This is a genomic window from Azospirillum halopraeferens DSM 3675, from assembly GCF_000429625.1.
GTDB classification, from domain to species: Bacteria; Pseudomonadota; Alphaproteobacteria; order Azospirillales; family Azospirillaceae; genus Azospirillum; species Azospirillum halopraeferens.
The window spans coordinates 276499-300978 of record NZ_AUCF01000005.1; the positions used below are offsets into that span (position 1 = coordinate 276499).

The 24480-nt window shown below is 70.5% G+C and carries 24 protein-coding genes; 9 read left to right on the forward strand and 15 right to left on the reverse strand.

Annotated features, from left to right (window positions below):
* Window positions 1-31 precede the first annotated feature (31 nt).
* Window positions 32-808: a HAMP domain-containing protein gene (locus G472_RS0107520; protein WP_029007888.1), complete on the reverse strand. Its 777-nt coding sequence runs from the start codon at window positions 806-808 to the stop codon at window positions 32-34.
* A 125-nt stretch (window positions 809-933) separates the two neighbouring features.
* Here G472_RS0107520 and G472_RS31845 point away from each other — a divergent pair, with 125 nt between their 5' ends.
* Together G472_RS31845 and G472_RS0107530 are read left to right on the forward strand one after the other, a co-directional pair.
* Complete coding sequence (locus G472_RS31845) at window positions 934-2688, forward strand: uracil-xanthine permease family protein (protein WP_035691467.1); 1755 nt, start codon at window positions 934-936, stop codon at window positions 2686-2688.
* The gene (locus G472_RS0107530) at window positions 2658-3617 is read left to right on the forward strand and encodes a TAXI family TRAP transporter solute-binding subunit (RefSeq protein ID WP_084536517.1); all 960 of its coding nucleotides are present in this window, start codon (window positions 2658-2660) and stop codon (window positions 3615-3617) included. The genes G472_RS31845 and G472_RS0107530 overlap by 31 nt, the downstream gene beginning before the upstream one ends.
* Before the next feature lie 45 nt (window positions 3618-3662).
* On the opposite strand, the gene G472_RS36865 is transcribed toward G472_RS0107530, so the two are convergent.
* From G472_RS36865 to G472_RS0107560, 6 genes are all read right to left on the reverse strand, one after another.
* Window positions 3663-4973, reverse strand: coding sequence for a fused response regulator/phosphatase (locus tag G472_RS36865; protein ID WP_051340545.1), 1311 nt, complete (start codon window positions 4971-4973; stop codon window positions 3663-3665).
* Window positions 4970-6937, reverse strand: coding sequence for a response regulator (locus tag G472_RS31855; protein WP_051340546.1), 1968 nt, complete (start codon window positions 6935-6937; stop codon window positions 4970-4972). The genes G472_RS36865 and G472_RS31855 overlap by 4 nt, the downstream gene beginning before the upstream one ends.
* Before the next feature lie 21 nt (window positions 6938-6958).
* Window positions 6959-7417: a response regulator gene (locus G472_RS0107545; protein WP_029007890.1), complete on the reverse strand. Its 459-nt coding sequence runs from the start codon at window positions 7415-7417 to the stop codon at window positions 6959-6961.
* Between the two features lie 97 nt (window positions 7418-7514).
* Complete coding sequence (locus G472_RS31860) at window positions 7515-7952, reverse strand: group III truncated hemoglobin (RefSeq protein WP_035691468.1); 438 nt, start codon at window positions 7950-7952, stop codon at window positions 7515-7517.
* A 211-nt stretch (window positions 7953-8163) separates the two neighbouring features.
* Window positions 8164-8517 carry a c-type cytochrome gene (locus tag G472_RS31865; RefSeq protein WP_051340547.1) on the reverse strand — a complete coding sequence of 118 codons (354 nt, stop codon included), beginning with the start codon at window positions 8515-8517 and terminating at the stop codon, window positions 8164-8166.
* 80 nt (window positions 8518-8597) lie between these two features.
* The gene (locus tag G472_RS0107560) at window positions 8598-9521 is read right to left on the reverse strand and encodes a LysR family transcriptional regulator (RefSeq protein WP_029007891.1); all 924 of its coding nucleotides are present in this window, start codon (window positions 9519-9521) and stop codon (window positions 8598-8600) included.
* 121 nt (window positions 9522-9642) lie between these two features.
* Between G472_RS0107560 and G472_RS0107565 the strand changes: the two genes are divergently transcribed.
* From G472_RS0107565 to G472_RS0107580, 4 genes are all read left to right on the forward strand, one after another.
* Window positions 9643-11061, forward strand: a complete 1419-nt coding sequence (locus G472_RS0107565) for a form I ribulose bisphosphate carboxylase large subunit (protein WP_029007892.1) — start codon at window positions 9643-9645, stop codon at window positions 11059-11061.
* Between the two features lie 43 nt (window positions 11062-11104).
* A complete protein-coding gene (locus G472_RS0107570; RefSeq protein WP_029007893.1) occupies window positions 11105-11461 on the forward strand; it encodes a ribulose bisphosphate carboxylase small subunit in 357 nt (118 codons plus the stop codon).
* An 80-nt stretch (window positions 11462-11541) separates the two neighbouring features.
* On the forward strand, window positions 11542-12363 hold the full coding sequence (locus G472_RS0107575; RefSeq protein WP_035691588.1) for a CbbQ/NirQ/NorQ/GpvN family protein: 822 nt from the start codon (window positions 11542-11544) through the stop codon (window positions 12361-12363).
* Between the two features lie 25 nt (window positions 12364-12388).
* Window positions 12389-14710 carry a nitric oxide reductase activation protein NorD gene (locus G472_RS0107580; RefSeq protein ID WP_029007895.1) on the forward strand — a complete coding sequence of 774 codons (2322 nt, stop codon included), beginning with the start codon at window positions 12389-12391 and terminating at the stop codon, window positions 14708-14710.
* Between the two features lie 15 nt (window positions 14711-14725).
* Here G472_RS0107580 and cobT read toward each other — a convergent pair whose 3' ends face one another.
* The 5 genes from cobT to G472_RS0107605 all read right to left on the reverse strand — a co-directional run bounded on the left by cobT (window position 14726) and on the right by G472_RS0107605 (window position 18958).
* Window positions 14726-16612 (reverse strand): cobaltochelatase subunit CobT, encoded by a 1887-nt coding sequence (gene cobT, locus G472_RS31870; protein ID WP_051340548.1) that lies wholly within the window; start codon window positions 16610-16612, stop codon window positions 14726-14728.
* Window positions 16613-16622: 10 nt separating this feature from the next.
* Window positions 16623-17021: a type II toxin-antitoxin system VapC family toxin gene (locus tag G472_RS0107590; protein ID WP_029007896.1), complete on the reverse strand. Its 399-nt coding sequence runs from the start codon at window positions 17019-17021 to the stop codon at window positions 16623-16625.
* Window positions 17018-17269, reverse strand: a complete 252-nt coding sequence (locus G472_RS0107595; protein WP_029007897.1) for an AbrB/MazE/SpoVT family DNA-binding domain-containing protein — start codon at window positions 17267-17269, stop codon at window positions 17018-17020. Before G472_RS0107595 ends, G472_RS0107590 begins: the two co-directional genes overlap by 4 nt.
* Before the next feature lie 22 nt (window positions 17270-17291).
* On the reverse strand, window positions 17292-18296 hold the full coding sequence (gene cobS / locus G472_RS0107600; protein WP_029007898.1) for a cobaltochelatase subunit CobS: 1005 nt from the start codon (window positions 18294-18296) through the stop codon (window positions 17292-17294).
* Window positions 18297-18370: 74 nt separating this feature from the next.
* On the reverse strand, window positions 18371-18958 hold the full coding sequence (locus G472_RS0107605) for a J domain-containing protein (RefSeq protein WP_029007899.1): 588 nt from the start codon (window positions 18956-18958) through the stop codon (window positions 18371-18373).
* Between the two features lie 155 nt (window positions 18959-19113).
* On the opposite strand from G472_RS0107605, the gene G472_RS0107610 reads away from it, so the two are divergent.
* Both G472_RS0107610 and G472_RS36870 read left to right on the forward strand, forming a co-directional pair.
* Window positions 19114-19386 (forward strand): BolA family protein, encoded by a 273-nt coding sequence (locus tag G472_RS0107610; RefSeq protein ID WP_029007900.1) that lies wholly within the window; start codon window positions 19114-19116, stop codon window positions 19384-19386.
* A 247-nt stretch (window positions 19387-19633) separates the two neighbouring features.
* Window positions 19634-20098, forward strand: a complete 465-nt coding sequence (locus G472_RS36870) for a ribbon-helix-helix domain-containing protein (RefSeq protein WP_245593416.1) — start codon at window positions 19634-19636, stop codon at window positions 20096-20098.
* A gap of 326 nt (window positions 20099-20424) precedes the next feature.
* Here G472_RS36870 and G472_RS0107620 read toward each other — a convergent pair whose 3' ends face one another.
* Window positions 20425-21162, reverse strand: a complete 738-nt coding sequence (locus G472_RS0107620) for an SDR family oxidoreductase (protein ID WP_029007901.1) — start codon at window positions 21160-21162, stop codon at window positions 20425-20427.
* Between the two features lie 99 nt (window positions 21163-21261).
* Between G472_RS0107620 and G472_RS0107625 the strand changes: the two genes are divergently transcribed.
* Window positions 21262-22167 carry an AraC family transcriptional regulator gene (locus G472_RS0107625; protein WP_029007902.1) on the forward strand — a complete coding sequence of 302 codons (906 nt, stop codon included), beginning with the start codon at window positions 21262-21264 and terminating at the stop codon, window positions 22165-22167.
* 184 nt (window positions 22168-22351) lie between these two features.
* Here G472_RS0107625 and G472_RS0107630 read toward each other — a convergent pair whose 3' ends face one another.
* A complete protein-coding gene (locus tag G472_RS0107630) occupies window positions 22352-22960 on the reverse strand; it encodes a DUF2889 domain-containing protein (protein WP_029007903.1) in 609 nt (202 codons plus the stop codon).
* 135 nt (window positions 22961-23095) lie between these two features.
* Entirely contained in the window at window positions 23096-24472 is a 1377-nt protein-coding gene (locus G472_RS0107635; RefSeq protein ID WP_029007904.1) for an HlyC/CorC family transporter, read from the reverse strand.
* Window positions 24473-24480: the final 8 nt, after the last annotated feature.

The following is a 24480-nucleotide window of genomic DNA, read 5'->3' on the forward strand; positions in this document are numbered from 1 at the left end:
CCACGTCCTATCCGGTGGCGGGCGGACCCGTCTATCCGGTGGCGGGCGGACCCGCCAGGGCGCGGACACGCTCCTCCACCATGATGTCCATACGCTCGGCCGTCAGCTTCAGGGTGCGGGCCAGCAGCAGCACGCCGCGGGCCAGCCGGCCGAACTCGTCGCGCCGGTGGGCCAGCGGCGACAGGGCATCGATGTCCGCCTGGCCGTCGCGCAGGGATTCCGACACCCGCACCAGCGTGTCGATCGGCCGGCTGATGCGCCGCGCCAGCGCCGCCGCCGGGATCATCCCCATGGCCAGCACGCCCACCGCCATGGCGGCGGCGAAGCCCAGCCGTTCGCCGGGGGCCAGCGTGTGCAGCTCGTTGGGCACGGCGATGGCCAGGACGCCTTCCAGGTCGCCCTGGGAATCGATCACGGGGGTGGCGACGTAGAGCGCCTCGCCCACGCGCACCGCCTCGCCGATGCCCTCCTCCAGGGTCCGCGTCAGCAGGGCACGGTCCATGCGCCGCTCCGGCTCATGGTCGGCCAGCCCCGGCACGCGGGCGGCGCGCACCACGTTCAGATCGCGGTCGAACAGGGTGACGGCGATCAGCGGCCCCGATGCCAGCAGCCGCTCCACCGCCTCGGGCGTGGGGTCGTCGACCGCTCCGAACGCGTGGGCGACCAGCCGGGCGTACATCAGCATGTCCGCCCGCCCGTGCTCGGCCACCGCCCGGTTGATGATCACCTCGTAGGCGGCGACGGAGGTCAGCACCGTCAGCGCGATGGCGGCGGACGTCATGATCCAGATGCGGGCGAACAGGTTCATCGGCACTTCCCGGCGCGGGTTCCCGTGAGCGTCCGTCCCGTGGACGAACGAGCGGCCGTCATGTATAGCCTAAGTTCCCGCCGCCTCACAGGGCGGGTCCACGGCACGGCACCGACGCGGAGCCCATGGCGGCACAGCCCCAGACCCTGATCTACGGCGTCGACGACACCCCGCCGCCGCTGGTGACGCTGGCCATGGCGGTCCAGCACCTGGCCCTGGTGTCGATCTTCCTGATCGTCGCGGTGACCCTGGCACGCGCCGCCAATCTGCCGCCCGACATCGCCGACGGCTTCGTCGCCCTGACGATGGTCGCCGGCGGCGTCGGCTCGATCCTGCAATCGCTGCGGCGCGGCGGCATCGGATCGGGTTTCCTGATCCCGACCACCACCACCACCATCCTGCTGCCGCCGGCCATGGCGGCGCTGCCCCACGGCGGGCTGCCGCTGGCGCTGGGCATGACGGCGGTGGCCGGGCTGCTGGTCATGGGGCTGTCGCGCATCGTCCACCGCATCCGGCCGCTGCTGCCGCCGGAGATCGCCGGCTTCGTGGTGCTGATGGTCGGGCTGTCGGTGATGATCCTGGCCACCCGCAACGTGCTGGGGGTCGACCTGCCGGCGGAAGACCGGGGGCCGGGGCTGGTGGTCGCCGCCATCGCCCTGGCCGCCATGGTGTCGCTGAGCGTGTGGGGCGCCACCCCGCTGCGCCTCTATTGCTCGCTGATCGGCGTGGTGGTGGGCTATGCCGCCGCCTCCCTGGCGGGGATGGTGTCCCACGACGACGTCGCCCGCATCGTCGACGCGCCGTCCTTCCGCCTGCCGCCGGTCGGCAGCATGGGGCTGGCCTTCGACGCGGCCCTGCTGGTGCCGTTCGTGATCGCGGCGCTGGCGATGACGCTCAACACCGTGGGCGCCGTCACCGCCGCGCAGAAGGTCAACGATCCGGATTGGAAACGGCCGGACTTCACCTCCATCGGCCGCGGCGTGCTGGCGGAGGGGATCACCAACGCCCTGTCCGCCCTGATCGGCGGCATGGGCCAGTCCTCGACGTCCAGCGCCGTCGGCCTGTCGGCCGCCACCGGTGCGGCCAGCCGGGTGATCGGCTTCGCCATCGGCGGACTGCTGATCGCGCTGGCCTTCCTGCCCAAGGTCACGGCCGTGCTGCTGGTGATGCCGGTGCCGGTGGTGGGGGCCGCCCTGCTGTTCAGCGGCTGCCTGCTGGTGGTGAACGGCATCCAGATGATCGCCTCGCGCCTGATCGATTCGCGCAAGGCGTTCGTGCTGGGCATCGGGCTGGCCTTCGGGCTGGCGCGCAACGTCTTCCCCGATGCCTTCGCCGACGTGCCCGACTGGCTGGCCCCCTGGGTCAGCTCGCCCATGGCGCTGGCGGTCAGCCTGGCGGTGCTGCTCAACCTGATCTTCCGCATCGGCATCTGGCGCAAGAACCGCCTGCTGGTCGAGACGGCCCACGCGGACATGACCGAGGTCGGCGATTTCATGGCCCGCCAGGGTGCCGCCTGGGGGGCCCGGCCGGAAGTGGTGGCCCGCGCCACCATCGCCACCTGCGAGGTGGTGGAAACGCTGATCGCCAACGATCTGGTCTACGACACGGTCCGCCTCGGCCGGCACTTCCCGGACGTGAAGGTGCCCGACGGCCTGATCTCCATCGCCACCCGCTTCGACGAGTTCCGGTTCATCGTGTCGATCCGCTACGCCGGCTCCCTGCTGGAACCGCGCAACGACCGCCCGTCGCAGGATGAGATCCTGGAGCATCCCGCCGGCGCGCTGGAACTGGCCCGCTACCTGCTGCGCCGCGCCGCCGACGATGTCCGCACCCACAAGGAGGGCGACCTGTGCACGGTAAGCCTCGTCATGAAGGATTGAGCCGCCGCGCCGTCCTGGCGGCCGCCGTCCTGGTGCCGGGCGCCTGCGTGGCGGAGCGCCGCGGCGGCTTCCTGCCGATCGCCACGGCGGAGGTGGACGGGGTCTACTTCCGCATCGGCAACGCCATCGCCGAACGGATCAACCTCGGCTACAAGGGCCACGGCCTGCGCGCCGCGGCGCAGAGCTCGCCGGGCTCCTTCGCCAACGTCGCGGCGCTGCTGCGGCGGCGCACCGCTCTCGGCCTCATCCAGAGCAACGATGCCTGGTCCCTCGACGCCGCACACCGGGGGGAGCTGCGGCTGCTGGCCGCCCTGCACGCGGAGAGTTTCGTGCTGCTCGCCCGCCCGGAGATCGGTTCGCCGGACGCGCTTCCCGGCCACCCCGTGGCGCTGGGGCCGCCCGGCTCCGGCCATCGCACGGCCATGACGGCGCTGATGGCCGGCCGCGGCTGGACGCCCGGCGACTTCACCCAGACGCGGGAACACACCACGCGGTCGTCGCTGGCCGCCCTGTGCGCCGGGGTGGTCGACGCGGTTCCCCTGATGATCGGCCATCCCGCACCGGCGGTGGGCCGGGTCGTCGACCGCTGCGGCGCCCGCCCGCTGGCGCTGTCCGATGCCGACCGTGCCGCCTTCGGCAACCACGCGCCCGGCTTCGAGCCCGCGGTGATCCCGGCGGGCATGTACGGCACCGGCACCCCGGCGGTCCCCACCGTCGGCACGCGGGTGCTGCTGGCCTGCCATGCCGGCCTGTCCGGTGCCGCGGCGGCGGCGGCGGTGGCGTCCCTGTTGAATGGAATCGAGGCGCTGCGCGCCGCCCACCCGGTCCTGCGGGCCGTCACCGCCCGGTCGCTGCGCCCGCCGGTCGACGGACCCGTGGCGCTCCACGACGGTGCGCGGCGCGCCTACGCCGAGGCCGGCGTGGCGTAACCGCGCCGGGTGTCACCCGCGGCATCCTCGCCGATGCCACCGAGGTCAGTCCGGTGTCAGGCCGGCCGTGACCACAAGCAGGTCGTCGTTGACCAGCCGGCCGAATTCCGCAAGGAACCGTTCGGCCAGCCAGGGGGCCAGGTGCGGACCCGGCGGCGCCACCGGCAGCAGGGGCGTCAGCCAGGCGATCAGGTCCTCCTCGCTCTGCGGTTCGCGGCCGTCGCCCGGTTCGCACTCCACCAGGGCGTCACTGTAGAACAGCAGCGTATCGCCGGGAGCCAGATCCACCGCGCCGACCGACCGGTCGTCGTCCGGGAGCACGCCGAACGGAAGGCCCGACAGGCAGAGACGGTCGAGTCCGCCCCCGCGATGCAGGATGAGGCCGTCGCGCATACCCGCGGGAACGAACCGGAAGCGACGGCGGCGCACGTCGATGATCCCGCAGAATCCGGCCACGTACAGGCCCCGGCTGCCGCCGTGCCCGTACAGGCGCCGGTCGAGGTGGGCGGCGAACGCCGCGGGATCGCCGGCGAACGGCGGCGGCGGCATGATGAGGGCGTGAAGCGCGAACATCCGAAGCGCCGCCGACACGCCGTGGCCGGACACGTCGGCCACCATCAGCGCCACCAGTCCGTCCCCGGCCGACCAGGCGTGCCAATAGTCCCCACCGATGGCGGAACAGGAGCGGTGATGGTGGCCGAACGCCACCCCGCACGCGGCCAGCGCGGCCAAAGCGCCGGGCTGCGGCAGCACCGCCTCGGTCAGGCCGCGCGCCTCGGCCAGTTCGCCCTCCAGGCGGGCGCGATAGTCCAGCAATTCCTCCGACAGCAGGGCCCGTGTCAGGTGCACCCGCACCCGCGCCTCCAGCTCCATCGGATCGTAGGGCTTGGCCACCACGTCGGACGCCCCGGCGTTGAACGCCCGCCGGCGGTCCTCCCGCCCGGCCATGGCGGTCTGGACGATGACGGGCACGCGCGCAAAGCGGGGGTCGGCGCGCAGGCGGCGGCACACCTCGATCCCGTCCAGCCCCGGCATCATGACGTCCAGCAGCACGCAGGCCGGCGGCCGCTCCTCGATGAAGGCCAGCGCCACCCGGCCGTCGCCGACCGCCGCGACGTTGGTGAAGCCGCTGCGGCGCAGCAGCGCTTCGATGATGGTGCGGTTCAGAGGCTCGTCGTCGACGACCAGGATGAGGGCGTCCGCCATCGCCGCGGACAGGTCGGTGGTGACCGCGCCCTGCATCCCGGACCCGGGTGCATGGGGCATGCGGGCTGCACCCGCGTCGTTGATCGTGCGGGCAACGCCCGCCTCGTTGATCGTGCGGGCAGCGCCCGCTTCGTCGAACACCGGGGTCATGTGGACCACTCCCGCAGTGCCGCCAGCGTGGCCTCCAGATGCCGCTCCACCGCGTCCGCCATGTCGGGCACGGCTGCGGCCGGTGCCCGTTCCATCACGCAGGCGGCGTCGCCCATACGCCCGGCTCCCATGTTCCGGCACACCCCCTTGAGGGTGTGGGCGGCGGCGGCATGCCCGCCGCCGCCGGCAGCGCCGGCGCGGATCAGACCGAGCTGCTCACGCGCCGCGCGTCCGAACGCGTCGACGGTGGCCGGCCAGTCCGGCCCGAACACCTCCGCCACCGCCGCGACCTGGTCGGCATCCAGCAGATCCCCCTCTGCCGGAGCAGGACCGCAAACGGGGGCCGGGGTCGGCGGTGGCGGATCGCCGCACGGGGCAAGCACCCGCGCCATCTCGGCCAGCAGCACGCCATGCCGCACCGGTTTGGTCACGAACCCGTCCAGCCCGGCCGCCCGGCAGTCGGGCCGGGCGTTGGGCGAGGCGTGGGCGGTCAGCGCGATCACCGGCACGCGACCCCGTCCGCCCGGCAGGGCGCGGATCAGCCGCGTGGCGGTCAGACCGTCCATTTCCGGCATCTGGAGGTCCATCAGCACCAGATCCACGTCCACCGCGCCGGCCATCCGGACCGCCTCGTCGCCGTCCGCCGCGGTGAGGACGGTGTGGCCGTCGCGCTCCAGCAGGCGGCGAATGATGTCGCGGTTGATCGCGTTGTCGTCGACCGCCAGAACGCACAGCGGCGGCAAATGCGGCGAGGCGCCGTCGGTGATGCCGTCCGCGGCGTCGGCGGCCGCCGCATCGGCCGGGGTGCAGACGATGTGAAAGCGGAACCGGCTGCCGCGGCCGGGCGTGCTGTCGACCGTTATGGCACCCCCCAGCATCTCGCAGAGCTGCTTGCAGATGGCCAACCCCAGGCCGGTCCCGCCGTAGCGGCGGGTGATGGACCCGTCCGCCTGGGTGAAGCGCTCGAACAGGGTGGGGAGCGCCGCGGCGGGAATGCCGATGCCGGTGTCCTCCACCTCGAACTCCAGCCGCATCCGGCCGTCCGGCAGCGGCGGACCGGAGCGTGCCCGCACCGTCACACCGCCGGCGGCGGTGAACTTGACGGCGTTCCCCACCAGGTTGAACAGGATCTGACGCAGCCGGGACGGGTCGGTGACGACCGCCCGCGGCACCGTCGGGTCGGTGTCGAGCGTGAGGGCCAGCCCCTTGTCGCCGGCGTGCGGGGCCAGCGCCCGGACCACCGAAGCGGCAATCGCGCAGGGGTCGCAGACGATCGCCTCCACGCTCAGCTTGCCCGCCTCCATGCGCGAGAAGTCCAGGATGTCGTCGAGCAGCCGCAGCAGCCCTTCCGCCGACTGACGGGCGATCCCGGCAAGCTCGCGCTGGCCGGGATCGAGCAGGCCGTCCGAAAGCAGTTCCAGCGTGCCCAGCACGCCATTCATGGGGGTGCGGATCTCGTGGCTGATGGTCGCCAGGAAGTCCGACTTGGCGCGGCTGGCCGCCTCGGCGGTGCTCTTGGCCGCGCGCAGGTCGTCCTCCAGCCGCTGGCGGGATATGGCGTAACGGATCGCCCGCTGCATCAGCGGGCCGTCCGCCTGGCCCTTGACCAGGAAATCCTGTGCCCCCGCCTCCACGGCGGCGACGGCGACATCGGTGTCGTCCAGCCCGGTCAGCACGATGACGGGCAGCGACGGGAAAGCCGCCTTCATCCGCTTGACGGTGGCCACGCCGTGGCTGTCGGGCAGCGACAGGTCCAGCAGCACCACGTCGGCACGCTCCATGGACAGGTGCGCGATCGCGGCGCCGAGGTGGTCGGTGTGCTCCACCAAGAAGGCGCCCGAACGCGCCTGGCGCAGCACGTACTCCACGAGCCGGGCGTCACCCGGTTCGTCCTCCACCAGCATCACCCGGATGGCGGCGGCACCCTCGCGCGCGGGCACGGTGCCCTTCCCTTCGTCCGCCATGGGCCATCTCCCCCGCACCGCTCACCCGGGCAGCCGGACGGTGCCGAACCAGTAGCGTTCGAGCGTGTGAAGCAGCGCCGCGTACGCCTCCGGGTCCGCCGGCTTGGTGACGAAGCTGTTGGCACCCTGCCGGTAGCAGCCCTCCACGTCCCGCGCCGCATCCGGGACGGTGAGGACGACCACCGGGATGCTCCGCAGGTCCGGATCCTCCTTCAGCGCGCCCAGCAGGGCGCTGCCGTCCATCCCCGGCGCGTCGAGGTCGAGCAGCACCAGGTCGGGCCGGGTGCCGTCGCCCACCCTCCGGCGCGTCGGCGCGTCCGGGCCGCGCAGGACGTCCAGCGCCGCGGCACCGTCGCGCACCGTGCGCACATCGCAGGGGACGGGTCCCCGCGCCAGCGCGCGCTCCGCCAGGACGGCGTCGGCCGGATCATCCTCCACCAGGAGGACGGAGAACCGCCGTTCGGTTCCGAATGACGTCATGCCCCGTTCGCTCCCGGCAGCCCGGCCCCCGGGCGATTGCACACTCAGCAAAAGGTATGGTGCGCAGGACGGTTCGTCTTCATCCCAAAATGTCGCATCATCGCGCCGGGCCGGCGCCGCCACCCTTCATGAACTCGACCCCCATCAGCAGGCTGCGGGCGATGGTGCGGGCCCGATCGTTGAAGAACGCGGCGGCGGCCGGGGGGCAGACCTCCGCCGTGGTCGCGGCGAACAGGGCCAGCCAGCGCTCGAAATGCTCCGGCCCGATGGGCAGGCGCACATGCGCGGGCATGGGACGGCCGTCGTAACGCTCGGTGTACAGGGCGACCGACGACCAGAAATCCATCATCTTGCGCAGATGCGGCTCCCAATCGGCGATGGCCGCGCCGAACACCGGCCCCAGGAGGGAATCGTCGCGGATGCGGCCATAGAAGGTGCGCACCAGCCGCTCGATCATCGCTTCGTCGATGCCGGTGGCGGCGACCCGTTCGGCGGCGGCGATGTCGCGCGGGGACAGGGGTGGCCGGGTGTCCATGGGGCGGGTCTCCGGTTGGTCGGGTACGGATGGGACCGGTAAACATGTATTCTTTATACCGGTTTTTGAATGGGCAAGATGCCGCACCTTGTCCGGTCGTGCAACCCAGGGCATCCCCCGGCCCCGGTTGAACGACCACCGGTCACGCAAGACCCGCCCCGGATGGCGTCTGCACCGCTTGTCCGTTGCCCGGCCGCATCACCGGGTGACGCTACCGGGACGGCTGCTTGAGGGTCAGCAGATAGGCGACGAGATCGTCGGTCTGTTCCCGGCTCAGGCGGATGTTGGGCATGACGGGATGGGAGGTCTGCAGATAGGTGCGCAGCGCCAGTTCCGTCATCGCCGGATCGCGCATGCGTTCCACCAGGTCGGGAGCCGGCCATTCCGCTTCCGGAAGGATATCCCGGGCCACGTTGTGGCATTCGCCGCACAGATCGATCGCAAGGCCGCGCCCGTACGCGGCGTCGCCCGGTCCGTCGGCCGCCCCCTGCGCCGCCCCCGCCGCCAGCAGCACCGCCAGTCCGACCCATACCGGAAGCCGTGTCCACACCGGAAGCCGTGCCATCGCCGCCTCCCTTCGCCGTGCCCGCTCCGGCCAGTCTACGCCGACCCGCGGGATGCACCTTGATCCGGATCAACGGCCGTTCAGGGCGCCAGGCGGCTGTTGCGCTGGCGCGCGCTTTCGCCCTCCTGCATCAGCAGCGCCAGGAACGCGTCGGCGGTCGGCCCCAGCCGCTTGCCACGGTGGTGCACGGCGAACCAGGTGCGCCGCAGCGGGAAGCCGGCGACGCGCAGCAGGGTCAGGCGCCCGGCCTCCAGGTCCGGTTCCAGGCTGGACAGCGACAGCACCGACACGCCCAGCCCGGCCATGACGGCGCGTTTGATCGCCTCGGTGGAGCCCAGTTCCATGGTCGTGCGCACGGACAGCCCCTGCTCGGCCATCAGGCGTTCCACCGCGTCGCGGGTGCCGGAGCCGGGCTCGCGCATCAGGAACCGCTCGCCGGCCAGGGTCTCCAGCGGCAGCGCCCGATGGGCGGCGAGCGGGTGGTCGGGGCCCGCCACCGGCACCAGCAGATTGTCCATAAAGGGGTGGGCCGCCAGGTCCATGCCCTCGGGCGTGCGGCCCATGACGACGAAATCGTCGCGCCGCTCCGCCAGCCGCTCGACGATGCGGGCGCGGTTGGTGACGATGAGCTGGGGCTGCACCTCCGGGTGACGGCGCAGGAACTCCCCCAGCACGGCGGGCAGGAAATACTCCCCGGAGTTGACCACCGCGACCCGGAGCGGTCCGCCGACCCGGCCCTTCAGATCGGCGATGGTGCCGCCCAGCGCCTTGAGGCGCCCCAGCACCTCCGCCGCCGCCTCCAGCGTCGCCTCGCCGGCGCGGGTCGGCACGATGCGCCGGCCCACCGTCTCGAACAGCGGCAGGCCCACCGTCTCCTCCAGCCGGCGAACCTGGATGTGCACCGCCGGCTGGGTGAGGTGCAGTTCCTCCGCCGCGCGCGTGTAGCTGCGGTGGCGGGCCACCGCCTCGAAGATGCGGAATTGTTGCAGGGTCCAGCGTTCCATAAACAGGAGTATATCAACGCCTTAAATACAATCAAGTTCTGTTTATTGATCGCCCCCCGTAAGGTTCCCGGAGAAACCCGTTGCGCGCCAACCGCACCGTCGAACCACCGGAGGAAACCACATGGGCAAGACCTACCAAGCGGGTGTGAAGGAATACCGGGAAACCTACTGGGAACCGGCCTATACGCCGAAGGAGTCGGATGTTCTGGCCGTGTTCAAGATCGTGCCCCAGCCCGGCGTCCCTCGCGAGGAGGCAGCGGCGGCGGTGGCGGCGGAATCCTCCACCGGCACCTGGACGACCGTGTGGACCGATCTGCTGACGGACCTCCACTACTACAAGGGCCGCGCCTACGCCATCGAGGACGTGCCCGGCGACGACGAGGCGTTCTACGCCTTCGTGGCCTACCCCATGGGCCTGTTCGAGGAAGGCTCGGTCGTCAACATGTTCACCTCGCTGGTCGGCAACGTGTTCGGCTTCAAGGCGGTGCGCTCGCTGCGCCTGGAGGACGTGCGCATGCCCCTGTGGTTCGTCACCACCTGCGACGGCCCGCCCCACGGCATCCAGGTGGAGCGCGATCTGCTGGACAAGTACGGGCGACCGCTGCTGGGCTGCACCATCAAGCCGAAGCTGGGCCTGTCGGCCAAGAATTACGGGCGCGCGGTCTACGAGTGCCTGCGCGGCGGCCTGGACTTCACCAAGGACGACGAGAACGTCAATTCCCAGCCCTTCATGCGCTGGCGCGACCGCTTCCTGTTCTGCCAGGAGGCCATCAAGAAGGCCGAGGCCGAGACCGGTGAGCGCAAGGGTCACTACCTGAACGTCACCGCACCGAACATCGAGGAGATGTACCGACGCGCCGAGTTCGCCAAGGAGATCGGCTCCCCCATCATCATGAGCGACTACCTGACGATGGGCTGGGCGGCGCAGGCGTCGCTGTCGCGCTGGTGCCGCAACAACGGCCTGCTGCTGCACGTCCACCGCGCCATGCACGCCGTCATCGACCGCAGCCCGCGGCACGGCATCAACTTCCGCGTGCTGGCCAAGATCCTGCGCCTGCTGGGCGGTGACCACCTGCACTCCGGCACCGTGGTCGGCAAGCTGGAGGGCGACCGCGCCGCCACGCTCGGCTGGATCGACCAGATGCGCGACCGCTACGTCAGGGCCGACCGCGACCGCGGCATCTTCTTCGACCAGGACTGGGGCCACATGCCGGGCGTCATGCCCGTGGCGTCGGGCGGCATCCACGTCTGGCACATGCCGGCCCTGGTGGCGATCTTCGGCGACGACGCGGTCCTGCAGTTCGGCGGCGGCACGTTGGGCCACCCCTGGGGCAACGCCGCCGGCGCCGCCGCCAACCGCGTGGCACTGGAAGCTTGTGTCCAGGCGCGCAACGAGGGCCGGCACCTGGAGCGCGAGGGCAAGGACATCCTGACCCGCGCCGCCGCGTCGAGCCCGGAACTGAAGATCGCCATGGAGACCTGGAAGGAGATCAAGTTCGAGTTCGAGACGGTCGACAAGCTCGACACCGTGCACCGCTGATCCGACTCCCCTCCATCGAACGCCCGATCACGAGGACGAAGCCATGAGCGAGATCCAGGACTATCCGTCGCGCCTGTCCGACCCGGCGAGCCGCAAGTTCGGCACCTTCTCCTACCTGCCGCCGATGACGCCGGAGGAGATCCGCGCCCAGGTCGCGTACATCGTCGCCAGGGGCTGGAACCCGGCCATCGAACACTCCGAGCCGGAGCATGCCACCGGGCATTACTGGTACATGTGGAAGCTGCCCATGTTCGGCGAAACCGACGTCGACGCCATTCTGGCGGAATGCGACACCTGCCGCCGCGCCAACCCCGGCCACCACGTGCGCCTGGTGGGCTACGACAACGTCAAGCAGTCCAAGGGAGCGGAGATGGTGGTCTTCCGCGCCGGCACCGAATAGAGGCGGCGCCGCGGACCGCCGGCTTCCCCTCCCGCCCGCGGAGGGGAAGTCCCGGCCGGGCGCCCCCGATGGAGGAAACGATGCTCGACACGACGATCGCCGGCGCCGCCGAACAGTATCGCATCAAGGCCGCGCCCTATTACCGCCCCACCGGCCGCGAGGTGGAGCAGTACCAGGCCGCCTACGACGCCCGCCTGCCCATGATGCTGAAGGGCCCCACCGGCTGCGGCAAGTCCCGCTTCGTCGAATACATGGCGTGGACCCTGGGCCGACCGCTGATCACCGTGGCCTGCAACGAGGACATGACGGCCGCCGATCTGGTCGGCCGCTTCCTGCTGGACAAGGACGGCACCCGCTGGCAGGACGGGCCGCTGACCCGGGCCGCCCGCATCGGCGCCATCTGCTACCTGGACGAGGTGGTGGAGGCGCGCCAGGACACCACCGTGGTCATCCACCCGCTGACCGACCACCGCCGCGTCCTGCCCCTGGACAAGACGGGGGAGCTGGTGGAGGCCCACCCGGACTTCCAGCTCGTCATCTCCTACAACCCCGGCTACCAGTCGCTGATGAAGGACCTGAAGCAGTCCACCAAGCAGCGCTTCGCCGCCATGGACTTCACCTACCCGGCACCGGAGGTGGAAGCCGAGATCGTCGCCCACGAGGCCGGCGTCGACCGCGGCCTGGCCGACAAGCTGACGCAGATCGCCGCGCGCTCGCGCAATCTCAAGGGCCACGGGCTGGACGAGGGTATCTCCACCCGCCTGCTGGTCTACGCCGGCACGCTGATCGCCCGCGGCATCCCGGCGCCCGACGCCTGCCGCCTGGCGCTGGTCCGCCCGCTGACCGACGATCCCGACATGCGCGACGCGCTGGACGCCGCCGTGTCCACCTTCTTCGCCTGACCGCCGCACCGTCCGGAGGGCCGTCATGAGCATCAGCCTGGACTCCTACCGCGAGCACCTCGGGCGGATCGCGCCGGAGGTCCACCCCGTCCTGGAAGCGGCCTTCCACGAGGCGGCCCGCACCATGACGCCCGCCGGGGTGCGGACGTGGCTGGAGGGGGCCCGCGCGCTGGGCGACCTCGGCCGCGGCCACGGCGTGGTCGCCTGCTACCTGGAGGCGATGCCGCCGGTGGCGCGCGAGGTGGGCGAGGAGGCGATCGGCGAATGCGTCGGCGCCGCCCTGAAGCTGGCGTCCATGACCTCGGGCGAGGTGATCGGCCTGTTCTTCGCCACGTTGCCGGCGGCGGCCCGGCGGCTGGGCGACATCGAACTGCTGCGGGGATACATCGCGTTCCTGCACCAGATGGCGGCACGGGCACCGCGCGGGCTGCGGCCGATGTTCGGACGACTGGACGAGCTGCTGTCCAAGCTGACGCTCGGCGGGCTGCGGCGCTGGGCCTTCTTCGGGGCCGACGCGCACCGCACCGACGTGAAGACGCAGCTCGCTTATTTCGCGCTGGAAACGCCCGACAGCCGCGCCGTGCTGCGCAAGGAGCGGCGGGGCATCCTGTTCATCGACCACCAGCGGCGGCTGTCGGCGACCCTGCGCGCCCTGTGGGGGCGCGACTTCCGGCTGCGCCCGGCGGCGGCCGACCGCAGCGAGTTCCGGCCCTATCTGGATGGCATCGTGCTGCACCTGCCCGACGCGGTGGACGACCGCGACGGCGTGCCGGGCTCTGACCTGTTCCGCGCCATCGCCGCCCACATGGCCGCCCACCTCGTCTACACGCCCGGCCCCCTCACGGCGCGCGACCTGAATCCGGCACAACGGACCCTGGTCGGCTTCATGGAGGATGCCCGCGTCGAACACTGCGCGGCGGGCGACCTGCCGGGGCTGCGCACGCTGTGGCGCCGGCTGATGACGCAGCCCGCCGACGGCGCGCCCGAGCACGAGGCGGTGGCGTGGCTGGAGGGGCTGGCGCTGCACCTGCTGGACGCTGACCGCCCCACCGGCGACGCCGACCTCGACGCCCTGGCCGCCCGCTTCCACGCCGGCGTCGGGGAGCGGCGGCTGGACACCGGGCTGTCCCTGGAGCTGGGGCTCGACCTCTACCGCTGCCTGTCGCGCCGCCGCGCGGTGCCGTCTCTGCGCGTGCTGGACTCCCTGCGCCTGCCCTACCGCGATGACAACCGCTTCGTCTGGAACGCCGAGGCATTCGCCTGGCGGCCGGGGATGGACCCGCTTCCAGAACAGCGCCAGGTCCGCAGGCGGGTGTCCCTGATGGAGATGATCAACGAGGTGGAGGTGGAAACCGCCGGCGACGACGCGCAGGAGATCTGGGTGCTGGACGGCGAGCTGTACGACGACGACGGTACCACGTTCAACGAGCGCGAAGGCAAGCCGCCGGTGTCCGATCCCTTCCCCTACCACGAGTGGGATTACCGGGTTCAGCTCTTCCGCCCCGACTGGGCCACGGTCTACGAACACCGGCCGGCCATCGGCGATCCCGCCGCCATCGACGCCATCCTCGCCGCCCACCGGCCGGTGACGCAGCGCCTGCGCCACATCGTCGACCGCCTGCGCCCGCAGGGTGTCCAGCGCCAGCGCAAGCTGGAGGACGGCGACGAGATCGACCTGAACGCCGCGGTCGACGCCCTGGTGAGCCTGCGCGCCGGCCTGGATCACGACCCGCGCATCACCATGCGCAACGTGCTGCGCCAGCGCGACCTGAGCGTGCTGGTGCTGCTCGACCTGTCGGAATCGACCAAGGACCCGGTGCGCGGGACGGACAGGACGATCATCGACCTGACGCGCGAGGCGGCGGCGCTGGTCGGTTCGGCGGTGGACACCATCGGCGACCCGTTCGCCATCCACGGCTTCCGCTCCCGCGGGCGGCATGACGTGGAATACCTGCGATTCAAGGACTTCGACGGCCGGCTCGACCGCCACGCCAAGGCGCGGCTGGCCGGCATGGGCGGCGGCTTCTCCACCCGCATGGGCACGGCCCTGCGCCACGCCGCCACCCACCTGCTGCGCCGGCCGCAGCGCCGGAAGCTGGTTCTGCTGGTCACCGACGGCGAGCCCGCCGACATCGACGAGCGCGATCCGCAGTACCTGCGGCTCGACGCCAAGAGGGCGGTGGAGGAGCTGCGCAGCCGCGGCGTCCACGCCTTCTGCCTGACGCTGGACCCCTATGCCGACCGCTATGTGGAGCGCATCTTCGGCCCGGCCGGCTACACCATCGTCGACCGGGTGGAGCGGCTGCCCGAGCGGCTGCCGACCCTGTTCGCCGAACTGACGGGATAACCGGCGGTGCCGGGCCTAGCGGCGCCGGCCGGGCCCGCCGCCCGGCCCCCGACCCGGTCCCCGCCCGTCCTCGTCGAACAGCTCCGCCAGCTTGTTCATCATGGTCCCGCCGAGCTGCTCGGCGTCGACGATGGTGACGGCGCGCCGATAATAGCGCGTCACGTCGTGGCCGATGCCGATGGCCACCAGTTCCACCGGGGAACGGGTCTCGATGTATTCGATGGCGTGGCGCAGGTGGCGTTCCAGGTAGTTGCCGGAATTGACCGACAGGGTGGAGTCGTCCACCGGCGCGCCGTCGGAGATGACCATCAGGATGCGCCGCTGCTCCGGCCGGGCGATCAGGCGGTCGTGCGCCCACAGGAGCGCCTCGCCGTCGATGTTCTCCTTCAGGATGCCCTCGCGCAGCATCAGGCCCAGGTTCTTGCGGGCCCGCCGCCAGGGCTGGTCGGCCGACTTGTAGATGATGTGGCGCAGGTCGTTGAGGCGGCCGGGGTTGACCGGCTTGCCCTGCTGCAGCCACAGCTCGCGCGCCTGCCCGCCCTTCCAGGCGCGGGTGGTGAAGCCCAGGATCTCCACCTTCACCGCGCAGCGCTCCAGGGTGCGGGCCAGGATGTCGGCGCTCATGGCGGCGATGGAGATGGGGCGGCCGCGCATGGAGCCGGAGTTGTCGATCAGCAGCGACACCACCGTGTCGCGGAAGTCCATCTCCTTCTCGCGCTTGTACGACAGGGGCAGGACCGGGTTGATGACGATGCGCGACAGACGGGCGGCGTCCAGCAGCCCCTCCTCCAGGTCGAACTCCCAGGCGCGCTGCTGCTTGGCCAGCAGGCGCCGCTGCAACCGGTTGGCCAGCTTTGAGATCACCCCCTGGAGGTGCTGGAGCTGCTGGTCGAGCATCAGGCGCAGGCGCGCCATCTCGTCGGGGTCGCACAGGTCGGCGGCGTCGACGGTTTCGTCGAACTGGGTGGTGAACGCCTTGTAGGCGTTGGGGTCGACATCGTTGCGCCGGGTGTGGTCGGGGCGCCAGGGGACGCCGGGGCCGGCGGGCTCCTCCGCCCCCTCGCCCTCGCCGAGTTCACCCTCGCCGTCCTCGCCGCCCTCCTCGGCCCCTTCGCCGCCGCCGCTGTCCTGCATCTCCGACGAGGACATCGATTCGCTCGGGTTCGACACCTCCTCCTCGCCACGGGTCTGGCCCTCGTTGGCGGGCTGCTCGTTGTCGTCCGACTCCCGGTCGTCCCGTTCCTCCGGCTCCTCCTCGGTTTCCGGTTCCTGGCCGACCTCCATGTCCAGTTCGGACAGCAGAGAGCGGACGGCGCGGGCGTAGGAGTCCTGGTCGGCCATGGTCTCGGCCAGCGCACTCAGGTCGTGCCCCAGCTTGCTGCGCAGCCACGGACGCCACAGGTCGACGGCCTGGCGGGCGGTGGGCGGCGGCTCGGCCCCGGTCATCGCCTCGCGGGCGACCAGGCGCAGCACCTCGGCCAGGGGCACCTGGTCGCGCTGGGTCATCCGATCGAAGCCCTGCTTGCGATAGCGCTCGTCCAGCGCCGCGGCCAGGTTGCCGGCCACCCCGGACATGGCGCGCGCGCCCAGCGCCTCGCAGCGCGCCTGCTCCATGGCGTCGAAGGCGGCGCGCGCGGTGTCGCTCAACGGCATCCGCCGCGCGTGCACCGTCGCGTCGTGCAGGCGCAGGCGCAATGCGACCGCGTCCGCCGCCCCGCGCACCGCCGCGACGTCGTGCGGGTTGAGATCGCGCGCCGGCACCGGCACGCGCACCCGCGCCCCGATCACCCCCGGCGGCTCGGCCGAAAAGGCCACCTGCACGTCATCCCGCCCGGCCAGCGCCCGGACGGTCGCGATGGTGGAGCGCTTGAACACTTCGGTCGGGGATTCGCGGTCGGACATCGGTATGGACTCAGGTCAGATGCTGGAAATCAGCCAGCCGGGCGGCTTGCCGGTCGAAGGTTACGGTCGTCGCGCAGCCATGACGGCGGTTGATGCAGCCGATCAGCGCATCGGCGAAGCCCGCTCCGCCGGACCGCCAGAGCGCCAGCGCTTCACCGACGGCGGCGTGATCCTCCACATCGAACCCTTCCGCGCTCAAAAGGGCTTCGATCATGCCGGCTACCAGGGTCCGGTCATAGCGGTAGGCCCGCAGAAGCACCCAGACGGCTTCGCACAGGACGACGCGGCCGATAAAGATCTCGTCGCCGGTGTCCGCGCACCGGTCGACGAAGGACTTCGCCGCCGCCGACTGGACCGGATCGTCGTTGACCAGAAAGCGCAGCAGCACGTTGGTGTCGATGCCGATCATGCACGCTTCGCCCGCTCGACCGCCGCCCCGGCGATGGCCTCGTCCATCTCCTGCACCGACAGGGGCCGGTCGGGCCGGGGAAGGCAGCCGAACAGGTCGGCAGCCCGCCGCCGCCGCGGCGCGACGATGGCGGTGCCGTCATCGGCCACGTCGATCCGGACCCGGTCGCCGGGCTTCAGGCCGAGCCTGTCGCGGACCTCCTTCGGCAACGCGATCTCGCCGTTCGGTCCCACCTCGATATAGCCCATGACGACCTCCCGCGGACCCGCCCTACACCAGGTTGACCGCCACCCCCGTCTCCGGCAGTTCGGTACCGAAGCAGCGCTGGTAGTACTCGGCAACCGTCGGGCGCTCCACCTCGTCGCACTTGTTCAGGAACGTGATGCGGAAGGCGAAGGCGACGTCACCGAAGATGGTGGCGTTCTCCGCCCAGGTGATGACCGTGCGCGGGCTCATCACGGTGGAGATGTCGCCGTTGACGAAGCCCTGGCGGGTCATGTCGGCCAGCCGCACCATGGCGCTGACCGTCTGGCGCTTGTCCGGCGTGTCGTAGGACGCCACCTTGGCGCGGATGATCTCCACCTCGGCGTCGTGCGGCAGGTAGTTCAGGGTCGCAACGATGTTCCAGCGGTCCATCTGGCCCTGGTTGATCTGCTGCGTGCCGTGGTAGAGGCCGGTGGTGTCGCCCAGGCCGACCGTGTTCGCCGTGGCGAACAGGCGGAAGGCCGGGTGCGGCCGGATGACCCGGTTCTGGTCGAGGAGGGTGAGCTTGCCCTCCACCTCCAGCACGCGCTGGATGACGAACATGACGTCGGGGCGGCCGGCGTCGTATTCGTCGAAGACCAGGGCACAGGCGTGCTGGAGCGCCCAGGGCAGGATACCCTCGCGGTACTCCGTCACCTGCAGGCCGTCGCGCAGCACGATGGCGTCCTTGCCCATCAGGTCGATGCGGCTGATGTGGCTGTCCAGGTTGACGCGGATGCACGGCCAGTTGAGGCGGGCGGCGACCTGCTCGATGTGCGTCGACTTGCCGGTGCCGTGATAGCCCTGGACCATGACGCGCCGGTTGAAGGCGAAGCCGGCCAGGATGGCCAGCGTGGTGTCGCGGTCGAACCGGTAGGCGTCGTCGACGTCGGGGACGTGGTCGGTGCGCTGGCTGAACGCCGGCACCTCCATGTCGGAATCGATGCCGAAGGTCTGGCGAACGGAAACCTTGATGTCCGGCACGTGGTCGAACAGGGCCGACGTGGCCTGGGAAGCTCCTTGAGATGGCATGAGGCGATCTTGTCGTTGCAGCGAGTGGTCCGATCCCGGCCGGCGGCGGCGCCGCGGCCCGCGTTCGTCAGGGTCTACACACCATAACAGGCTTTCAGCGTGTTGTAGGCCTGATTGATCTGTTTCAGCCGTTCTTCCGCATCGCGGTCGCCGCCGTTGGCGTCGGGGTGATGGATCTTCACCAGTTCGCGGTAACGCGCCTTGATCTGCGGGAAGTCGATGGGCGGCGCCAGGTCCAGCAGGGCCAGCGCTTCCTCCTCCGGCGTGCGGACCGCCCGGTGACGGTGGCCGTTCTCCTGCGACCCGGTGTTCCCGGCGTTCTGCGCGAACTCGAATCCGAACCCGTGGACCGCCCGATCGCGCAGGAACTTCTCCTGGGTCTGCCAGTAGCCGAGCGGCCAGCTCGGTCTCTGCCAGGTGGTGTCGCGCCGCAGCTCCGCCTCGATCTGGTCGGCGGTCATGCCGGCGTAATAGTCCCACGCCGCGTTGTAGGCGCGCACATGCTCCAGACAGAACCAATAGTATTCGTTGAGACGGTCGCGCCCCTTGGGTGCGCGGTGCTCGCCCGCGTGCGCGCAGCCGGGATGCTCGCACATCCGCAGGGCCGGACGGCGCGGTTCCTCATAGAGACGGCTGGTCGAACGGGCGCGGTTTCGTTGCATCGGCAAAGTATGGTGAGACGCGCTGCCGCTGGCAAGCACGGCCGACCGGCGATGCGCGGGCACAACGGTCTTGACAGGGGCCGGCCGGCGGGCCGACCACACCCCGTATCATCGCGGGCGGTCGCCGCCCGTAGCCACCGCACCGGAAACCAGCCATGACCTACGCCCAGCGCATGCACCGCAAGCTCACCGAAGGGCTCGCGCCGACCCGCCTGGAGATCATCGACGAGTCCGGCCGCCACGCCGGCCATGCCGGCGCCCGGCCGGAGGGTGAGACCCATTTCAATGTCACCGTCGTGTCCGCCGCCTTCGAGGGCAAGCCGCGGGTGGAACGGCAGCGGATGGTCTACGCCCTGCTGAACGAAGAACTGGCGGAGCGGGTGCACGCCCTGGCCCTGACCACCCGCACGCCGGGTGAGGACGCCTGAGGACGAGCCCGGACGACCGGCGGCAGCGGCTCAACTGTCCGTCGACATACAAATGCATGCAACTAGCGCGCGTTCATCGCGCAAACTTCAGCGCGTCTTTATGCAGCATGGGTTGCATTTCCCGGACTATTGGGTACATTGCGGATTATTCATCCAATGTCGTGCTCGGCGTGACGACCGTCGCCGGCCGGTCTGTGCGGAGAAGGGGCCGCCCATGGCGAAGCGAGGACCAAAACGGAAAACTCCGTTGCCGCTGGGGGTCGAACCCCTGCGCAGTCAGAACGTCATGATCCGCGGCCACCGCACCAGCATGCGGCTGGAGCCGTCCATGTGGGACGCGCTGGAGGAGATCGCCCAACGGGAAGCCATCCCCATCAACGAGCTGTGCACCCGCATCAAGGATCGGATCGACGAGCAGGCCCGCCAGCGCGGGCTGGCCCCTGACGAGAACGACGTGACGCTCACCTCGGCGGTGCGGGTCTTCATCGCCGCCTATTTCCGCCGGGCCTCGACCGAGGACGGCCATGTCAGCGCGCGCCACGGCGAGGGCGACCCCTTCACCGGCACGCCGTTCGACCTGAAGAAGCCCGACGACGACGACGCGCCGCCGTCCGCCGACAGCGGCCAGCAGTCGCGGGGCGGCGGTGGCCTGCATCCGCCCCGCAAGGGCGGTCCCGGCAGCTCCGCGCGCGAGTCGGCAGCGGACATCTGAACGGGGCCGCGCGCTCACGGCGTCGGTGGTGAGGGGCGGCAAGCCGGCGAGGCCGGCAAAACGTGGCGGATGTCCGGTTCGCTCAGCGGCAGGAGGTCGGCCTTCAGGTCGGGCTTGCCCCATGATGGCCTTTGCGGCCGATGGTGAGAAAAGCCCGGCCAGCATTGTGGCAGCGCCATGCCACCCGCACCAAGGTCGGCTGCGGCGCGTCTTCCGGGGCGACGGTCAATTGACAGGACAATTCAGGCTGCCGTTGCGCAATTGAACGAGTTTGGTTCTTTCTCACCGCCAAGCGGGGAACGCACAATTCCTCGCCTTTGGTTCAATCATGCAGGCGAAGCGAGCGCCACGGCGTCTGCGCCGGCTGCAAGGCGCATCGGACAGGATGGATCGTTTGCCGCGCGCCACACCGCCTCCGCGACGTCGAGTGCCCGAGTGACCGTGGTGGACTGTTGCCATGCCGCGAAGACGCTCTGCGCCAAAGGCGCATACGGCTCGGGGATGTGGATGCGGGAACGGGCGCTTTCGCCGAACGACGTCTCCGGCGCCCGCCCCGGAAGCACCAGGTGCGCACGCACGCCGAAAGGCTCCAACTCCAGCGTCAGGGATTCGGTGAAAGCGTTCACCGCCGCCTTGCTGGCCGTGTAGACCGACAGCAGGTGCAGTGGCTTGAGGGTGACGCTGGACGTGACGTTGATGATCACGCCGGACCTCCGCTCGCGGAACCGCGGCAGCACCGCCTGCGTCATCGCCATCGTGCCGAAGGTGTTCGTCTCGAAGACCTTGCGTGCCGCCTCCATCGGGACGCCCTCCAGGGCGCCCAGCAGGCCAATCCCCGCATTGTTGACCAGGACGTCGATCGGCCCGGCCTCGTCCACGGCCCGGCGGATGCTGCCGGGATCCGCGACATCCAGGGAGACGATGCGCAGGCGCCCGGAGCGGGGCAGAAGGTCCTCGCGCGGTGTGCGCATGGTGGCGATGACCGTCCAGTCGCGATCAAGGAAGTAACGTGCCGTTTCCAGGCCGAACCCGGACGAGCATCCGGTGATGAGAATGGTCTTCATGAGCATGTTCCGGTCGATGAACTGATCAACGAACCATAGACGGTCACGCCCGGACCCCCTACCATCGTAGGTCCATGATTCGTTTTCAGGAGTCCGGAATTGAGCGATCCCCTGGCACAGGTGGTCGGCCTGCTGCAGCCACGGGCCTCCTTCTCGAAGATCGTTCAGGCGGCGGGTCCGTGGCGGGTCAGCCGCTCGGAAGCCGGGCGTCCCTTCTATTGCGTGGTCCTGGACGGCTCATGCCGCCTGACGGTCCGCGGAAGCGACCCCATCACCCTGGAGAAGGATGACTTCGTCCTGATCCCCGCTGCGTACGAGTTCTCTATGTCGAGCCTGGAGCCGATGGCCCCGGACGCCGACGACACCGTGCCGGTCGAATTGGCCCCGGGCGCGTTCCTGCTCGGTCATGGAGACCGCCGGCCGGAGGTCCGCAACCTCGTCGGATACTGCGCATTCGGTTCGACCGACGCCGCCCTTCTGGTCTCGCTTCTTCCGCAACTCATCCACATCCGCGGGGAAAGAAGGCTGACCACCCTGGTGCAACTGGTGAATGAGGAATCGCGGACGCACCGGCCCGCTCGGGACGTCGTTCTGGCCCGGCTGCTCGAGGTTTTGCTCATCGAGGCACTCCGCTCCACGACGGGGACGGGAGGGTCGCCGGGCCTGCTGCGAGGACTTGGCGACGAACGTGTCGCCGTTGCCCTGAGGCGGATCCACGAGCGTCCCACCTGGCCCTGGACGGTCGCGCAACTGGCGAAGGAAGCGGCGCTCTCCCGGTCGGCATTCTTCGACAGGTTCAAACGGACCGTGGGCACGACGCCGATGGACTATGTGCTCGACTGGCGCATGGCCCTGGCAAAGGACCTGCTGCGGCGACGGGAAGGGGGCATCGTGGACATCGCCGAGCGCGTGGGGTATGGCTCGGCGAGCGCCTTCAGCGTGGCCTTCGCCCGCCATGTCGGCGTGACGCCCACGGCGTATGCGCGCAGAGTGAGCTCAGCATGAAAACCCGGTCGCCGCGCGATGACGCCGTGATGACCCGTTCCTTCGGCGCCTCCGTCATGCAGGCCGCGCGCCGACGCGGGTGACGCCCGGCGCCATCCGCACGGACCTCGGCGGCGGCATCGGGCCGGAGTTCGAGGCGCTGCTGGCCGAAACACAGACCCCTACCGGGAACCGGCGTTCGTCTTCAGTCCGCCGCCCCGGCTTCGGCATCGACGGTGCGGTCGCCCGTGTAGTGGTCGGGCCAATGGCGGCGCACCACGTCGCCGTCGCTGGCGAAGATGTGGCAGGTGTTGAGCAGCACCGGACGCTGCCGCGCCGTGTCCTGACCTCCCTGCCCCTCCCGCGCCTTGCGCGCCCGCTCGCGCGCCAGGATCGGATAGATGGTCTGGAAGGCGGTGGTGCCGATCGGCCCGAGCAGTTCGACCAGGTGCGTGCAGCCATGGACGCCACCCAGCCGTTCCCGCACCGCGCGCGTCCAGCCCTTGGCGACGCTGAGCCCGACCAGGCACTGAAAGGCGTCGGTGATGGCTCCGCACGCACCGTAGGGACTCTTGTCGGTGACCGCCTCGATGGCCTGCACCGTCAGATTGTCGTCGACCGTCAGGCGCAGCCACATGTCGTGCACGGGATCGCCCGGTTCCAGTTGTCCCCGCTCCTCCGTGCGGAACGTGTAGGCCTTCACGTCGGTCAGGTGGCCCTCGATGTCCCACAGCCCGTCGGCCCGCCGGAAGCCGTTCAGCACGATGGTGCGGGTGTGGATGGGCTCACGCGGGGACGATTCGGTCAACGGCATGTCGGTGCTTTCGTTTGCTGCGGCGCACAGCGAATATCGGTTCAGCCCTCCCACCGGTCAACCCGACGGCGGCGCAATCCACCCCACTAAGTGACGCAAACGTCAATTAATGGGGTGGATGATAATGGTCAATGACTATGATGCCGAAGACGGAGCGGCCGGCGGCACCGGCGCGGGCGGTGCGGCGCCGGGCGGCTGCGGGGCCGGGGGCTTGGGGAACGGCCGCCGCAGCTCCGGCGGCGGCGTCACCCGCAGAACGGTGATCTGGTTGCGCTGGCGGCGCAGGATCTCGAACCGGAAGCCGTAGAAGGTGAAGACCTGCCCGACCTGCGGGATGCGCCGGGCTTCGTAGAGCACCAGCCCGGCGATGGTGGACGCCTTGTCGTCGGGCAGGCGCCATTCGAACTGGCGGTTGAGGTCGCGCAGAGTGACCCAACCGTCGATAATGTAGGCGCCGTTGGGCTGCGGCCGCACGCCCGCGACCCGGGCGTCCAGTTCGTCGGAGATGTCGCCGACGATCTCCTCCAGGATGTCTTCCAGCGTCACCACGCCCATCAGGCTGCCGTACTCGTCGACCACCAGGGCGAAGTGCTCGCGCCGCTGGCGGAACGCCTGGAGCTGATCGAACAGCGTGGTGGTGTCGGGGATGAACCAGGGCCGGGCGGCGATCTGGGTGACGTCCAGTTCGTCCAGGTTGCCGCCGCGCGCCCGCACCTCGCGCAGCAGCGCCTTGGCGTGCAGGACGCCGATGACGTTGTCGGTCTCGTCCTTCCACAGGGGCAGGCGGGTGAACGGACTGGCCAGCACCTCGTCGGCGATGCGCGCCGGCGGCAGCGTGGCGTCGATCATCACCACGTTGCGCCGGTGGGTCATGATCTCGCTCACCTCCACCTCGGCCAGGTCGAGGATCGAGCGGAGCATGGCCCGCTCGTGGCGGACCTCCTCGTCCTCCTGCTCGGCCGAATCCTCGCCGCGGTGCAGTTCGATGGCACCGCGCAGCTCCTCGGCTGAGCTGCCCACCGCGACCTGGCGGATGTCGGCTCCGAACAGGCGGAACATGGCGGCGACGATCCAGCCCACCGCGGCGGTCACCGGGCCGAACAGCCAGACCAGCGCCGCGATCGGCCGTGCCACCGCCAGCGCCGACCGGTCGGCGTGGTTGAGCGTGTAGGTCTTGGGCATCACCTCGGAGAACACGACCACCAGCACCGTCATGCCCAGCGTGGCGTAGGCCACCCCGCTGTCGCCGAACAGGTTGATCAGCACGCTGGTGGCCAGCGCCGAGGCGAGGATGTTGACCAGGTTGTTGCCCAGCAGGATGGCACCGATCACCCGCTCCTTGCGCTCGCGCAGGCGGTTGACCAGGCCGGCGCGGGCGTTGCCCTCCTGTTCGAGCTGGTGCATGCGCGGCCGCGACGCGGCGGTCAGCGCCGTCTCGGAACCGGAGAAGAAGCCCGACAGGGCCAGCAGCACGACGATGGCGCCGACCGACAGCCACAAGGTTGGATCCATGGTGGGTC